12 protein-coding genes are annotated in these 14407 nt (G+C 66.9%); 9 read left to right on the forward strand and 3 right to left on the reverse strand.

Annotation, left to right across the window (positions count from 1 at the left end):
• Window positions 1–55 precede the first annotated feature (55 nt).
• Window positions 56–1327 (forward strand): glutamate-5-semialdehyde dehydrogenase, encoded by a 1272-nt coding sequence (locus tag AP428_RS00565; RefSeq protein ID WP_053524952.1) that lies wholly within the window; start codon window positions 56–58, stop codon window positions 1325–1327.
• Window positions 1328–1350: 23 nt separating this feature from the next.
• Complete coding sequence (locus tag AP428_RS00570) at window positions 1351–1773, forward strand: CopD family protein (RefSeq protein ID WP_006476920.1); 423 nt, start codon at window positions 1351–1353, stop codon at window positions 1771–1773.
• 93 nt (window positions 1774–1866) lie between these two features.
• On the opposite strand, the gene AP428_RS00575 is transcribed toward AP428_RS00570, so the two are convergent.
• Window positions 1867–2715, reverse strand: coding sequence for a MurR/RpiR family transcriptional regulator (locus AP428_RS00575; RefSeq protein ID WP_006476919.1), 849 nt, complete (start codon window positions 2713–2715; stop codon window positions 1867–1869).
• A 294-nt stretch (window positions 2716–3009) separates the two neighbouring features.
• Here AP428_RS00575 and edd point away from each other — a divergent pair, with 294 nt between their 5' ends.
• The 4 genes from edd (at window position 3010) to AP428_RS00595 (ending at window position 7607) form a co-directional block, all read left to right on the forward strand.
• Window positions 3010–4866, forward strand: coding sequence for a phosphogluconate dehydratase (gene edd / locus AP428_RS00580; RefSeq protein ID WP_054927353.1), 1857 nt, complete (start codon window positions 3010–3012; stop codon window positions 4864–4866).
• 19 nt (window positions 4867–4885) lie between these two features.
• Window positions 4886–5512, forward strand: a complete 627-nt coding sequence (gene eda, locus AP428_RS00585; RefSeq protein WP_054927354.1) for a bifunctional 4-hydroxy-2-oxoglutarate aldolase/2-dehydro-3-deoxy-phosphogluconate aldolase — start codon at window positions 4886–4888, stop codon at window positions 5510–5512.
• 216 nt (window positions 5513–5728) lie between these two features.
• Window positions 5729–7090 carry a GntP family permease gene (locus tag AP428_RS00590; protein ID WP_011544578.1) on the forward strand — a complete coding sequence of 454 codons (1362 nt, stop codon included), beginning with the start codon at window positions 5729–5731 and terminating at the stop codon, window positions 7088–7090.
• Window positions 7091–7103: 13 nt separating this feature from the next.
• A complete protein-coding gene (locus tag AP428_RS00595) occupies window positions 7104–7607 on the forward strand; it encodes a gluconokinase (RefSeq protein WP_012327893.1) in 504 nt (167 codons plus the stop codon).
• A 70-nt stretch (window positions 7608–7677) separates the two neighbouring features.
• On the opposite strand, the gene AP428_RS00600 is transcribed toward AP428_RS00595, so the two are convergent.
• Window positions 7678–8325 (reverse strand): TetR/AcrR family transcriptional regulator, encoded by a 648-nt coding sequence (locus AP428_RS00600; protein ID WP_054927355.1) that lies wholly within the window; start codon window positions 8323–8325, stop codon window positions 7678–7680.
• 277 nt (window positions 8326–8602) lie between these two features.
• On the opposite strand from AP428_RS00600, the gene AP428_RS00605 reads away from it, so the two are divergent.
• Window positions 8603–10024 (forward strand): FAD-binding oxidoreductase, encoded by a 1422-nt coding sequence (locus tag AP428_RS00605; RefSeq protein WP_054927356.1) that lies wholly within the window; start codon window positions 8603–8605, stop codon window positions 10022–10024.
• Window positions 10025–10100: 76 nt separating this feature from the next.
• Here AP428_RS00605 and purB read toward each other — a convergent pair whose 3' ends face one another.
• Window positions 10101–11489 carry an adenylosuccinate lyase gene (purB, locus tag AP428_RS00610; protein WP_054927357.1) on the reverse strand — a complete coding sequence of 463 codons (1389 nt, stop codon included), beginning with the start codon at window positions 11487–11489 and terminating at the stop codon, window positions 10101–10103.
• 266 nt (window positions 11490–11755) lie between these two features.
• Between purB and AP428_RS00615 the strand changes: the two genes are divergently transcribed.
• Window positions 11756–12721, forward strand: a complete 966-nt coding sequence (locus tag AP428_RS00615) for a LysR substrate-binding domain-containing protein (protein WP_011694145.1) — start codon at window positions 11756–11758, stop codon at window positions 12719–12721.
• Window positions 12722–13009: 288 nt separating this feature from the next.
• Window positions 13010–14296 carry a Glu/Leu/Phe/Val dehydrogenase gene (locus AP428_RS00620; protein ID WP_027807464.1) on the forward strand — a complete coding sequence of 429 codons (1287 nt, stop codon included), beginning with the start codon at window positions 13010–13012 and terminating at the stop codon, window positions 14294–14296.
• The last annotated feature ends 111 nt before the right edge of the window (window positions 14297–14407 follow it).

Below are 14407 nucleotides of genomic sequence, written 5' to 3' on the forward strand. Positions count from 1 at the left end.
CCGCTTCCCCCACGAATTCATGCCGCCCCGCGCGGCTCGCTTCTCGAGTCACACGATGGATATCGATCAGTACATGACCGACCTGGGCCGTCGCGCCCGGCACGCTTCCCGCGCGATGGCGCGCGCCAGCACGGCCGCGAAGAACGCGGCGCTCGACGCCGTGGCCCGCGCGATCGAACGCGATGCGCAGGCGCTGAAGGACGCGAATGCGCGCGACGTCGCCCGTGCCCGTGAAAAGGGGCTCGATGCGGCGTTCGTCGACCGCCTGACGCTGTCGGACAAGGCGCTGAAGACGATGGTCGAAGGGCTGCGCCAGGTCGCGTCGCTGGCCGATCCGATCGGCGAGATCGGCAACCTCAAGTTCCGCCCGAGCGGAATCCAGGTCGGCCAGATGCGCGTGCCGCTCGGCGTGATCGGCATCATCTACGAGTCGCGCCCGAACGTGACGATCGACGCGGCTGCGCTGTGCCTGAAGTCCGGCAACGCGACGATCCTGCGCGGCGGCTCCGAGGCGCTCGAATCGAACGCGGCGCTCGCGAAGCTGATCGGCGAAGGGCTCGAGGCGGCAGGCCTGCCGCAGGACGCGGTGCAGGTCGTCGCGACGGCCGATCGCGCGGCGGTCGGCAAGCTGATCACGATGACCGAATACGTCGACGTGATCGTGCCGCGCGGCGGCAAGAGCCTGATCGAACGGCTGATCAACGAGGCGCGCGTGCCGATGATCAAGCACCTCGACGGCATCTGCCACGTGTACGTCGACGATCGCGCCGATCTCGACAAGGCGCTGACCGTCTGCGACAACGCGAAGACGCACCGCTACGGCACCTGCAACACGATGGAGACGCTGCTCGTCGCGAGCGGCATCGCCGCGAAGCTGCTGCCGCCGCTCGGCAAGCTGTATCGCGACAAGCAGGTCGAGCTGCGCGTCGACGCGGCCGCGCGCGCGGTGCTCGCAGATGCGGGCGTCGGCCCGCTCGTCGACGCGACCGAAGAAGACTGGCATACCGAATATCTGGCGCCGGTGCTCGCGATCAAGGTCGTCGACGGCCTCGACGCCGCGATCGAGCACATCAACCATTACGGCTCGCATCACACGGATGCGATCGTCACCGAGGATCACGACCGCGCGATGCGGTTCCTGCGCGAAGTCGATTCGGCGAGCGTGATGGTCAATGCGTCGACGCGTTTCGCGGACGGCTTCGAATTCGGCCTCGGCGCCGAAATCGGCATCTCGAACGACAAGCTGCACGCACGCGGCCCGGTCGGCCTGGAAGGGCTCACGTCGCTGAAGTACGTGGTGCTCGGGCACGGCGAAGGCCGTCAGTAAGTCAACAGCGAGGCGCACAACCGATGGCAATGCTCTGGGTCAAGACGTTCCATGTCGTTCTGATCGCCGCGTGGTTCGCGGGGCTCTTCTACCTGCCGCGCATCTACGTGAACCTGGCCATGGAGACCGATCCGGCCGCGGTGCGGCGCCTGCTGCTGATGGCGCGCAAGCTGTTCCGCTTCATGACGATGATCGCGGTGCCCGCGCTCGCGTGCGGGCTGTGGCTGTGGCTCGTGATCGGCATCGGCCAGGGGCAGGGCTGGATTCACGCGAAGGTGACGGTGGTGGTGCTGCTGATCATCTATCACGCGTATTGCGGGCACCTGCTGCGGGTGTTCGAGCGCGGCGAGAACCGCCGCACCGACAAGTGGTATCGCGTGTTCAACGAACTGCCGGTGCTCGGCATGCTCGCGGCGGTCGCGCTGGTGGTGATCAAGCCGTTCTGAGCGGCGCGGCCGGCGAAACCGTCGCCGTCGAATCATGCGCAACGGCGCCCCTCGGGGCGCCGTCGTTCGTTTACGCGCGGCGTTCCGCGACCGCTACTCCTTCGTCGGATCGTCGATCCGCCTGCGCGTGATCGCTTCCTTCGCGCGGCCGACGCGCTCCATCAGCGCCGGCCCGCGCGACAGCGCGACGCCGACCGCGAGGATGTCGCCGATCGCGAGATGCGACATCCGCGACGTCATCGGCGAGAACACGTCCGTTTCCTCGGCGACGTTCGACGCGAGGCTGACCGTCGCGAGCTTCGCGAGCGGCGAATGGCTCTGCGTGATCGCGACGACTTTCGCGCCGCACGCGAGCGCGGAGCGCGCGGCGTCGACGATGTCGCGCGTGCGGCCGGTGTTCGAGATCGCGACGACGACGTCGTGCGGCCCGAGCAGCGCCGACGACATCGAGAACGTATGCGGGTCCGAATACGCGACGCTCGGCACGCCGAGCCGGAAGAACTTGTGCTGGATGTCCTGCGCGGCGATGCCCGAGCCGCCGGCGCCGTAGAACTCGATGCGCGACGCGTTCGACAGCAGCGCGATCGCGTCGGCGACGCTGCCGGCGGACAGGCTGTTGCGTACTTCGATCAGCGCGCCGATCGTGCGGTCGAACACCTTGCCGATGATGCCGGGCGCCGGTTCGTTCGGCTCGACGTCGCGGTACACCGACGACACGCCCGGCGCGACGCTCTGCGCGAGCCGGATCTTGAATTCGCGAAAGCCGCTGCAGCCGAGCGCCTGGCAGAAGCGCGCGATGGTCGGCTGGCTGACGCCGGCGCGCATCGACAGCTCGGTCATCGCGAGGTCGAGCACCTCGCGCGGCGCGGCGAGGATGTAGTCGGCGAGCTTGCGCTCGGACGGGCGCAACTCGGCGCGGATCGCTTCAATGCGGGGCAGCATGGGACGGCACGTGGAAATCGGGTTCGGATGCGGGAGTGTATCGCAATCGAATTGTAGAAAATCTACATGAAAATACTAGCGTAATCGCGATGGTTTCGATGCGAGGCTAACGACGCGAATTAGGGTTTTCACTGATTAAAGCCTTGCTGGTGGCGGGAATGGTGGTTGCGGGCGTGCTAATCAGCATTGCGTGCTTGTAGTTTTTCTACTAGACTGCCTTCGTTCGATCGACGAAGCTCGACCGTCCCTACGATTCCAACCGCCGGTGTCGGCCGGCATACAGGAGCGCCCAGCATGACGTCGCTGCACCCCACCCTGGCGAAGGTCACCGAACGCGTGATCGCCCGCAGCCAATCGACCCGTTCCGCCTATCTGCAGCGCATCGACGGCGCGCAAGGCAAGTTCCCGGCACGCGGCGCGCTGTCGTGCGCGAACCTCGCGCACGGCTTCGCGGGCCTCGAGGGCAACGACAAGTTCGCGATCAAGGCGATTCGCGAGCCGAACATCGGCATCGTGTCCTCGTACAACGAGATGCTGTCCGCGCACGCGCCGTACAAGGATTTCCCCGAGATCATCAAGGCGGCCGCGCGCGAGAACGGCGGGGTCGCGCAGTTCGCGGGCGGCGTGCCGGCGATGTGCGACGGCGTCACGCAGGGCAACCCGGGGATGGAGCTGTCGCTGTTCTCGCGCGAGGCGATCGCGATGGGTACGGCGATCGCGCTCACGCACAACATGTTCGACGCGGCGCTCTGCCTCGGCATCTGCGACAAGATCGTGCCGGGTCTGCTGATCGGCGCGCTGCAGTTCGGCCACCTGCCGACGATCTTCGTGCCGGCCGGCCCGATGACGAGCGGCCTGTCGAACGACGACAAGGCGAAGATCCGCCAGCAGTTCGCGACCGGCCAGGTCGGCCGCGACGCGCTGCTCGAAGCCGAATCGGCCGCATATCATGGCCACGGCACCTGCACGTTCTACGGCACCGCGAACAGCAACCAGATGCTGATGGAGCTGATGGGGCTGCACCTGCCGGGCTCGGCCTTCGTTCATCCGCATACGCCGCTGCGCACCGCGCTGACGGCCGAAGCCGCGCGCCGCGTGCTCGACCTGACCGTCGAGCGCGGCCACTACACGCCGATCGGCCATGTGATCGACGAAAAGGCAATCGTCAACGGCATCGTTGCGCTGCTCGCGACGGGCGGCTCGACCAACCACACGCTGCACTTGGTCGCGATCGCGCGCGCGGCCGGCATCCTGATCGACTGGAACGACTTCGACGAGCTGTCGGCCGTCGTGCCGCTGCTCGCGAAGATCTATCCGAACGGCAAGGCCGACGTGAACCATTTCCACGCGGCGGGCGGTGTCGCGTTCCTGGTACGCAACCTGCTCGAAGGCGGGCTGCTGCACGAGGACGTGACGACGGTCGCAGGCAAGGGGCTTGCGCACTACACGAAGGAGCCGAAGCTGATCGACGGCAAGCTGACGTGGGTCGACGGCGCGGCCGAGAGCCACGACACGAAGGTGCTGCGCGGCATTCGCGAGCCGTTCCAGCCGGACGGCGGCCTGCGCCTGATGCAGGGCCGGCTCGGCCGCGGCGTGATCAAGATCTCGGCGGTCGCGCCCGAGCACCGCAAGGTGACGGCACCCGCGATCGTGTTCGACTCGCAGGAAGCCATGCAGGAAGCGTTCGATCGCGGCGAGCTGAAGCGCGATTTCGTCGCGGTGGTGCGCTTCCAGGGCGCGCGCGCGAACGGCATGCCCGAGCTGCACCGTTTGACGCCGCTGCTCGGCGTGCTGCAGGATCAGGGCTTCCACGTCGCGCTGGTGACCGACGGCCGCATGTCGGGCGCATCGGGCAAGGTGCCGGCCGTGATCCACGTGTCGCCGGAGGCGCTGCTGGCCGGCCCGATCGGCAAGGTGAAGACGGGCGACGTGCTCGTGATCGACGCCGAGGCCGGCGTGCTCGACATCGAGGTTGACGACGCCGAGTGGCACGCGCGCCCGGTCGCGCAGCCGCGGCACCAGGCCGAGAACGAAGTCGGTTTCGGGCGCGAACTGTTCGGCGTGTTCCGCGCGGCGGCCGCACCGGCCGAGCAGGGCGCATCGGTTTTCGGGACGCTGGTCGGCGAAACGGCCGCCAGCGTCGCCGCATGAATTTCAAGGAGCCAATTCAATGAAGACGATTGCTGAAATCGTGAAGCTGGGCCCGGTCATTCCGGTGCTCGCATTCGACTCGGTCGAGCAGGGCGAAAACGTGTCGCGTGCATTGCACGCGGGCGGCGTGAAGGTGCTCGAGATCACGCTGCGCACGCCGGCCGGGCTGGAAGCGATCCAGCGCGCGAGCCAGCTCGCGGACGACATCGTCGTCGGCGTCGGCACGATCACGAAGCCCGAGCACTGCGCGCAGGCCAAGCGTGCCGGCGCGAAGTTCGGCGTGTCGCCGGGCCTGACGAAGGAACTGTACCTCGCGTCGCTCGACGCGGGCCTGCCGCTGCTGCCGGGCGTGATGACGCCGAGCGACATCATCCAGGCGCTCGAATTCGGCTACGACATCGTGAAGTTCTTCCCCGCGCAGCAGGCGGGCGGCGTGCCGATGCTGCAGGCGTTCCATGGCCCGTTCCCGGCGCTGAAGTTCTGCCCGACCGGCGGCATCACGGTCGATACCGCGCCGAACTTCCTGAAACTGCCGAACGTCGTGTGCGTCGGCGGTTCGTGGCTCACGCCCAAGGCCGCGCTCGCCGCGCAGGACTGGGCCGAAGTCACGCGCCTCGCGCAAGCAGCGAGCCAGTTGCCCCGTTAAGGCTTGTACCAGATGACGGTTCAGCCCTCGGAAAGCAAGCGTTAGTGCTTGTTTTACCGAGGGTTTTTGCTGATGGAACCGGTTCTATCCGCGGATCGCAAAGATAAGTAAAATTCAGCGTCCTGACGGGGGGTACCCCCGTGTTTCGGAGACCCGCATAGCCGGGCATACTCGCAACGACTCGCCCGGTTCGAACAATTCTAGGAGGAGTGCCACATGGGGGCCGTCCAAGGCAGCATGCTGCTCGTATTCACGCTGATCGCGATTGCCGCGCTGATCCTGATGATCGCGCGCTACAAGATCTACCCGTTCCTGGTGCTGATCATCGTCTCGCTCGGCCTCGGTCTCGTCGTCGGCATGCCGATGGACAAGATCGTCAAGTCGTTCGAAACGGGCACCGGCGGAACGCTCGGCCACATCGCGATCGTCGTCGGCCTCGGCACGATGCTCGGCAAGATGATGGCCGAATCGGGCGGCGCCGAACGGATCGCGACCACGCTGATCGACTGGTTCGGTGAAAAGAACATCCACTGGGCGATGATGTTCGTCGCGATCATCGTCGGCCTGCCGGTGTTCTTCGAAGTCGGCTTCGTGCTGCTGATCCCGATCGCGTTCAACGTCGCGAAGCGCACCGGCAAGTCGCTGCTCGTCGTCGGCCTGCCGATGGTGGCCGGCCTGTCGGTCGTGCACGGGCTGATCCCGCCGCACCCGGCCGCGCTGCTGGCCGTCCAGCAATACGGCGCCGATATCGGCAAGACGATCGCCTTCGGCCTGGTCGTCGGCGTGCCGACCGCGATCATCGCGGGCCCGCTGTTCGCGCTGATGATCTCGAAGTTCGTGAAGCTGCCGGAAAACAACCCGCTCGCGTCGCAATTCGTCGATTCGCGTACGGACGGCGGCAAGCGCGAACTGCCGAGCTTCGGCATCACGCTGTTCACGATCTTGCTGCCCGTCGTGCTGATGCTCGTCGGCAGCTGGGCCGACCTGGTGTTCACGCCGAAGTCGCTGCCGAACAACCTGCTGCGCTTTGCCGGTAACTCGGACGTCGCGCTGCTGATCGCCGTGCTCGTGAGCTTCTGGACCTTCGGCGCGAAGCAGGGCTTCAACCGCGACCAGATCCAGAAGTTCTGCGGCGAGTGCCTGGCGCCGATCGCCGGCATCACGCTGATCGTCGGCGCGGGTGGCGGCTTCGGCGGCGTCCTGCGCGACAGCGGGATCTCGCAGCAGATCGTCGAGACCGCGAAGCACGCGCACCTGTCGCCGCTGCTGCTCGGCTGGTTCGTCGCGGCGCTGATGCGTCTCGCGACGGGTTCGGCGACGGTCGCGATGACGACGGCCTGCGGTATCGTCGCGCCGATCGCGGCGGCGTCGGGCGCGTCGGTCCGGCCGGAGCTGCTCGTGCTGGCGACGGGGTCGGGCTCGCTGATCTTCTCGCACGTGAACGACGGCGGCTTCTGGCTGATCAAGGAATATTTCGGGATGACGGTGGGCCAGACGTTCAAGACCTGGTCGCTGCTTGAAACCATCATCTCGGTGCTCGGTCTGAGTTTTACGCTGTTGCTGAGCGTGGTTCTGTAACAAGGGGTAGTCAATGATTCTGATCGCAATGGGCGTGTCGGGCGCGGGCAAGTCGCTGATCGGCGAAATGCTGGCGGAACGCCTGTCGTGCAGCTATACCGATGGCGACGCGTTTCACAGCGCGGCGAACAAGGAAAAGATGCACCACGGCATTCCGCTAACCGATGAAGACCGCTGGCCGTGGCTGCGCACGATTCGCGCGGCCATCGAGGAAAAGCAGCGCGCCGGCGAAACCGCCGTGTTCACGTGCTCGTCGCTGAAGCGGTCGTACCGCGACGTGCTGCGCGGCACCGACACCGACGTGCGGTTCGTCTATCTGAAGGGTTCGTTCGAGGTGTTGCAGGAGCGTCTGAAAAGCCGCACCGGCCATTTCTTCGATCCGTCGCTGCTGAAGAGCCAGCTGGACACGCTCGAGGAGCCGGGCCCGGACGAGGCGATCGAGGTCAGCATCGAGCTGACGCCCGAGCAGATCGTCGATCAGGTCATGCTGAAGATCGGCCACGCGCAGCAGCACTGAGCGCGGTTCGCGGTCATCGTCATGAAAAGGCGCCTTCGGGCGCCTTTTTCGTTGGCGATGCGCGAGCCGGTCAGGCCGTGCGTGCGCGTTGCGCGATGCCGTCGAGCAGCACGTCGAGCATCGTGTCGTGCACGACGGCCGGATCGAGCTGCGCATAGAGCGGGGCGGCCGACTTGACGAGCGGATGCGCGGCGTCGGACAGCGCGTGCATTTCCGCGAGCTCGACGTCGTTCGCGGCGCGCGTGAGGCCGCCCGCTTCGGCGGCGGCGAGCCCGATCACGCTCGCGTACCAGCCGACGCATACCGACGGCAGCGCCGCGCGCGGGATGCCGGCATCGGTCAGCGCGCGATGCACGACCTCGATGTGCGCGAGATCGGCCGGCCCCGTGCTCATGTGCCGCTGCAGCAGTGCGAACGCGGCGGGATAGCGCAGCGCGAGCGTGCGGTACTGGCGCGCGAGGTCGCGCAGCCGTTCGCGCCACGGCAGTGAAGGCTCGACCGGCACGAGCGAGCGCGACAGTGCATTCGCGATCGCGCGGCTCAGGCCTTCCTTCGACTTGAAGTGATACAGCACGCTCATCGGGTCGCAGCCGACCGATTGCGCGAGCTTGCGCACGCTGAACGCGGCTTCGCCGACGTCTTCGAGCAGCGCGAGCGCGGCCGCGACGATCGCGTCCTTGTCGAGGCCGCGCGGCCCTTGGGCGGGTTTGTCTTTCATCGAGGCAGGCTGGCAGGCCGGTACCGTACCGGCTGTAAACTTGACGAAAGCTTATTCTACACTGTAGAATTATTTCTGCGGTGTAGAAATTGGGTGTCCCGGCACCTTTCAATACGTGCGTTCGCACAGTCCGGGATCCAGGCGGCACGAGCGTGCCTCCCGTCAACACGGGCCTTCTTGCCCCCTTTCTCGTTGACACCCATGTGGAACCGGCTGCCCCCGCCCGCGAAGCCAACAGGCTCTTCGACAGGCGGCCCAAGACCATGCAAGTGCAATCATGACTTCCAACAACACCCCCCTGATCCGGGGCGAAGCGCGTTTCGAGCAAACGCAACTGAACATCGAAAAAGACAACTGGAACTGGTGCGATCCGGCTCGCTACGACGGCGAGCATCCGGCCAACTGGTACGAGGCGTCGCTGTCGCCCCATGAAAACAGCGCGCCGCTCGCGCACGACATCGTGTGCGACGTGCTCGTGATTGGTGCCGGGTTGCTCGGCGCATCGGCCGCGCTGCATCTGGCGGAAGCCGGCGTCGACACGATCCTCGTCGACAAGCATCACGTCGGCTCGGCCGCGTCGGGCCGCAACGGCGGGCAACTGACGCCCGGCCTCGCGCGCTGGGAAGCGGCCGACATGATCGAGAACCTGTCGCACGACGATGCGAAGCGGCTGTGGCGCTTCGCGTCGGCCGAGTCGATGGATCTGATCGACGGGATCGGCGCGCGTTACGCGCTTGATCTCGACCGCAAGCGCGGCCACGTGACGGCGGCGATTCACCCCGGCCACATGAGCGCGCTGCTCGACGGCGCGGATGCGCGCCGCCATCTCGGCGACGCGGGCGTGACCCTCGTCGGCCGCCATCAGCTGCACGACGAATACGTGCGCTCGGGGCTGTATCACGGCGCGGCGATCGACGCGATCGGCGGCCAGATTCACCCGCTCGCGCTGGTGCGCGGCCTCGTGCACGGCTTCCGGCTGAACGGCGGCGCGCTGTTCGAAGGCACCGAAGTGCTTGAGCTCGACGAGACGCCCGCCGGCGTCGTCGCGACGACGCCGGGCGGCACCATCACCGCGCGCAAGGGGGTGGTGCTCGCGCTGCACAACACGACGTTCCGGCTGCTCGACGACGGCGCGGCGACCACGGTGCCGTTCTTCACGTACGTGAGCGTGACGGCGCCGCTCGACGTCGACGTCGCGACGCTGCTGCCGGCCGGCATGCCGGTGTACGACACGCAGTTCCAGATCGACTACTACCGGCCGGTGCGCGGCAACCGCCTGCTGTTCGGCGGGCAGGGCACTGGCAGCTGCTGGGCGCAGCCCGACGTCAACGCGTATCTGCTGACGCGACTGAACACGGTGTTTCCGCAGCACGACGGCCGCTTCGCGCTCGATTACTGCTGGAGCGGCGTCAGCGATTTCACGCTGAACGGCGCCACCGACAGCCGCAAGACCGACGGCCGCGTGCCGATGTACATGGTGCAGGGCTGGAGCGGGCACGGCGTCGCGCAGACGGTGCGGATCGGCAAGGCGATTTGCGACGATTTCGTCGGCCGCAACGACGATTTCTCGATGCTCACGGGCATCGATCACCGCGCGATTCCGCTCGGCCGGCAGTTGTCGCCGATCGCGATTCCGGCCGCGAAGGCAGCGATGAGCGTGATGAGCGCGCTGAACCCGGGGCGGATGATCTCGTTCTGATCGGCCGCGGCAGGCAACAAAAAGCCCGATGCGAATCGCTTCGCATCGGGCTTTTTTCGTCAGGCGACGGCGGCGCTTACGCGATCCGCTTCGCGAGTTCGACGGCCTTGCCGATGTACGACGCCGGCGTCATCGCGAGCAGGCGGTCCTTCGCATCCTGCGGGATCGCCAGCGTGCCGACGAATTCCTGCAGTGCTTCGCGCGTGATGCCCTTGCCGCGCGTCAGTTCCTTCAGCTGCTCGTACGGGTTCTCGATGCCGTAGCGGCGCATCACCGTCTGCACCGGCTCGGCGAGCACTTCCCAGCAGTTGTCGAGGTCTTCGTTCAGGCGCTGCGGATTCACTTCGAGCTTGTCGAGACCGCGGATCAGCGAGTCGTACGCGAGCAGCGAGTAGCCGAGCGCGACGCCCATGTTGCGCAGCACCGTCGAGTCGGTCAGGTCGCGCTGCCAGCGCGACACCGGCAGCTTGTCGGCGAGGTGGCGCAGCGTCGCGTTCGCGAGGCCGAGGTTGCCTTCCGAGTTCTCGAAGTCGATCGGGTTGACCTTGTGCGGCATCGTCGACGAGCCGATTTCGCCGGCCTTCGTCTTCTGCTTGAAGTAGCCGACCGAGATGTAGCCCCACACGTCGCGGTCGAGGTCGAGCAGGATCGTGTTCGCGCGCGCCACAGCGTCGAACAGTTCGGCCATGTAGTCGTGCGGCTCGATCTGGATCGTGTACGGGTTGAACGTGAGCTTCAGGCGGTTCTCGATCACGTCGCGCGAGAACGCTTCCCAGTCGAATTCCGGATACGCCGAGAAATGCGCGTTGAAGTTGCCGACCGCGCCGTTCATCTTGCCGAGGATCTCGACCTTCTCGATGCGCGTGATCGCACGGGCGAGACGCGCGGCGACGTTCGCGAGTTCCTTGCCGAGCGTCGTCGGGCTGGCCGGCTGGCCGTGCGTGCGGGACAGCATCGGCTGCTCGGCGTGCGCGTGCGCGAGTGCGACGAGGCGCTGGTAGACCGTGCGCAGCGCCGGCAGGATCACGTGTTCGCGCGCGCCGGCGAGCATCATGCCGTGCGACGTGTTGTTGATGTCCTCGGACGTGCACGCGAAGTGGATGAATTCGCTCGCCTTCTCGAGTTCGGCCTGGCCCTTCACCGATTCCTTCAGCCAGTATTCGACGGCCTTCACGTCGTGGTTCGTCACGCGCTCGATTTCCTTGATGCGCGCGGCGTCGTGCGCGGTGAAGCGCTCGGCGAGCTGCAGCAGGAACTGCTCGGAGGCTTCCGAGAAGCGCGGGACTTCCGCGAAGCCGGCGCGCGACAGCGCGATCAGCCAGTGCACCTCCACGGTGACGCGGTGGCGCATGAAGGCGGCTTCGGAGAGCCAGTCGCGCAGCGCTTCGGTCTTGCTGGCGTAGCGGCCGTCGATGGGCGAGAGCGCGGTGAGGGCGAAAAGCGTATCGGGACGAGTGTCGGACATGATCGGGCAGGGCCTTTTGGGGCCGGGGCGAACGAGGGGAGGAGAATCCGGCATTTTACCATCGGCGCGCGTCGATCCCGGCCGAACCGGTCCGGCCGTGGCTGCCGCGGGCGCGCGCGGTTCGGGCGGCACCGGGGCGGCGCGCGAATGGCGTGCCGGCGGGGGCCCGCGCCGGCTTGCCGGGCCGCGTTCGACGCCGCCGGCCGGGGCCGCCCGCCGGTAGAATGCAGGCTTCTTCCCGACCGCCGCCCGCCGCGCCCGCCTGCATGGAACTGAAATGGCTCGAAGACTTCGTCTCGCTCGCGGAGACGCGCAGCTTTAGCCGGTCCGCCGAGCTGCGGCACGTGTCGCAGCCGGCGTTTTCGCGGCGCATCCAGGCGCTCGAGGCGTGGCTCGCGACCGAGCTGATCGATCGTTCGGTCTATCCGACGCGGCTCACGCAGGCCGGGCAGATCTTCTACGAGCAGGCGCTGACGATGCTGTCGCAGGCGCACGAGGCGCGCACGCTGCTGCGCGGCCACGTCGGCGCGCCGGTGCCGACGATCGAATTCGCGGTGCCGCACACGCTGTCGCTCACGTATTTCCCGCGCTGGCTCGAGCGGATCGAGGCGAAGATGGGCCAGGTCCACACGCGGCTGCGCGCGCTGAACGTGCACGACGCGGTGCTGTCGCTGGTCGAGGGCGGCTGCGACCTCGTGATGGGCTATCACCACCCGAGCCATCCGGTCGCGCTCGACCCGGCCCGCTACGACATGCTGATCCTCGGCAGCGAGCCGATCAGCCCGTTCTCGGCGCCCGGCCGCGCGGGCCGGCCGCGCCATACGCTGCCGGGCGCGGCCGACGCGCGCGTGCCGTACCTGTCGTATACGCCGAACGCGTATCTCGGCCGGATGACCGAAGTCATCATCGCGAACGCGCCGACGCGGCTGTTTCTCGATCGCGTCTACGAAACCGACATGGCCGAGGGGCTGAAGGCGATGGCGCTCGCGGGCCACGGCGTCGCGTTCCTGCCGCACAGCGCGGTCGACGATGCGGTCGCGGGCGGCCGGCTGATCCGGCTCGACCGGTCGGCGCGCGGCGGCGCGCATCCGTTCACGCTGACGATGGAGATCAGGCTGTACTGCGACAAGCTCGCGCTGCAGGGCGACGATCCGCGGCAGAAGCTCGTGCGGGCGCTGTGGGACGTCGTGCGCGACGAACTGCGCGACACGACCGGCGACGCCGCCGCTTGATCGCCGGATAACCGCCGACGGTTAATCCGGCCGATCGGCTCGGCCGGCTGACGGCGCCCCCTGCAGCGCCTGCCGAACGGCTGTCCCGTCGCCGGCTCGCGCCAATCCAATCCGGTTTTTCACGAACGCGATGCACGGCCGATCGCGGGCGTTCTTGCGCAAATCGACCGCGGATTTGCGAAAAATCGCGATCATGCAAGAAACGCATAATCGAATAAACAAACGGCATTGGATAAAAAAAACGGCTTTTTCGACAATGTGCGCAATCCGTTGAACGTTGGAGCTTCCATGTCTTCGCAACAGCAGTCCATCCCGTCCTACCTGCACGCCGACGATCTCGGCCCGTGGGGCAACTACCTTCAGCAGGTCGATCGCGTCGCGCCGTACCTCGGTTCGCTGTCGCGCTGGCTCGAAACGCTGAAGCGTCCGAAGCGCATCCTGATCGTCGACTGCCCGATCGAGCTCGACAACGGCACCGTCGCGCACTTCGAAGGCTATCGCGTGCAGCACAACGTGTCGCGCGGTCCGGGCAAGGGCGGCGTGCGCTACCACCAGGACGTGACGCTGTCGGAAGTGATGGCGCTGTCGGCATGGATGTCGGTGAAGAACGCGGCCGTGAACGTGCCGTACGGCGGCGCGAAGGGCGGCATCCGCGTCGACCCGCGCAAGCTGTCGCGTGGTGAGCTCGAACGCGTGACGCGCCGCTACACCAGCGAAATCGGCATCATCATCGGCCCGAACACGGACATCCCGGCGCCGGACGTCAACACCAACGAACAGGTGATGGCGTGGATGATGGACACGTACTCGATGAACCAGGGCCAGACGTCGACCGGCGTCGTGACCGGCAAGCCGATCGCGCTCGGCGGTTCGCTCGGCCGCAAGGAAGCAACGGGCCGCGGCGTGTTCGTCGTCGGCTCCGAAGCGGCGAAGAAGAAGGGCCTGGAAATCGAAGGCGCACGTATCGCGGTGCAAGGTTTCGGCAACGTCGGCGGCATCGCGGCGAAGCTGTTCCAGGAAGCGGGCGCGAAGGTGATCGCGGTGCAGGATCACACGGGCACGATCTACCAGCCGGCCGGCCTCGATTCGAACAAGCTGCTCGACCACGTCGCCCGCACCGGCGGCGTCGCGGGCTTCGAAGGCGCGGAACCGATGCCGAACGACGAGTTCTGGACGGTCGAGACCGACATCCTGATCCCGGCGGCGCTGGAAAACCAGATCACCGAGAAGAACGCGGCGAAGATCCGCACGAAGATCATCGTCGAAGGCGCGAACGGCCCGACGACGACGGCGGCGGACGACATTCTGAGCGCGAACGGCGTGCTCGTGATCCCCGACGTGATCGCGAACGCGGGTGGCGTGACCGTGTCGTACTTCGAGTGGGTGCAGGATTTCTCGAGCTTCTTCTGGACGGAAGACGAGATCAACCATCGTCTCGAGCGCGTGATGCGCGAAGCGTTCGCCGGCGTGTGGGCGGTCGCGGAAGAGCACAAGGTGACGGTGCGTACGGCGGCGTTCATCGTCGCGTGCAAGCGCATCCTGATGGCGCGCGAAATGCGCGGCCTCTACCCCTGATCGGGCGTCCCCGACCGGGCGTCCCTAACCGGGCGTCCCCGATCGACGACCATGATCGATTCATGACGCAATCCACCCGATTGTGGATATGAACCCGCGCGGGCGGTGCCG

Source organism: Burkholderia sp. E168m22 (genome assembly GCF_001319805.1).
GTDB lineage: Bacteria > Pseudomonadota > Gammaproteobacteria > Burkholderiales > Burkholderiaceae > Burkholderia > Burkholderia orbicola.

What these genes read in the sequence shown, in the direction of transcription:
- AP428_RS00595 (WP_012327893.1), top strand. Translation starts at nt 7,104, where the DNA reads ATGATTCTGATCGCAATGGGCGTGTCGGGCGCGGGCAAGTCGCTGATC.
- AP428_RS00575 (WP_006476919.1), bottom strand. Translation starts at nt 2,715, where the DNA reads ATGCTGCCCCGCATTGAAGCGATCCGCGCCGAGTTGCGCCCGTCCGAG.
- AP428_RS00570 (WP_006476920.1), top strand. Translation starts at nt 1,351, where the DNA reads ATGGCAATGCTCTGGGTCAAGACGTTCCATGTCGTTCTGATCGCCGCG.
- eda (WP_054927354.1), top strand. Translation starts at nt 4,886, where the DNA reads ATGAAGACGATTGCTGAAATCGTGAAGCTGGGCCCGGTCATTCCGGTG.
- edd (WP_054927353.1), top strand. Translation starts at nt 3,010, where the DNA reads ATGACGTCGCTGCACCCCACCCTGGCGAAGGTCACCGAACGCGTGATC.
- purB (WP_054927357.1), bottom strand. Translation starts at nt 11,489, where the DNA reads ATGTCCGACACTCGTCCCGATACGCTTTTCGCCCTCACCGCGCTCTCG.
- AP428_RS00590 (WP_011544578.1), top strand. Translation starts at nt 5,729, where the DNA reads ATGGGGGCCGTCCAAGGCAGCATGCTGCTCGTATTCACGCTGATCGCG.
- AP428_RS00605 (WP_054927356.1), top strand. Translation starts at nt 8,603, where the DNA reads ATGACTTCCAACAACACCCCCCTGATCCGGGGCGAAGCGCGTTTCGAG.
- AP428_RS00620 (WP_027807464.1), top strand. Translation starts at nt 13,010, where the DNA reads ATGTCTTCGCAACAGCAGTCCATCCCGTCCTACCTGCACGCCGACGAT.
- AP428_RS00565 (WP_053524952.1), top strand. Translation starts at nt 56, where the DNA reads ATGGATATCGATCAGTACATGACCGACCTGGGCCGTCGCGCCCGGCAC.
- AP428_RS00600 (WP_054927355.1), bottom strand. Translation starts at nt 8,325, where the DNA reads ATGAAAGACAAACCCGCCCAAGGGCCGCGCGGCCTCGACAAGGACGCG.
- AP428_RS00615 (WP_011694145.1), top strand. Translation starts at nt 11,756, where the DNA reads ATGGAACTGAAATGGCTCGAAGACTTCGTCTCGCTCGCGGAGACGCGC.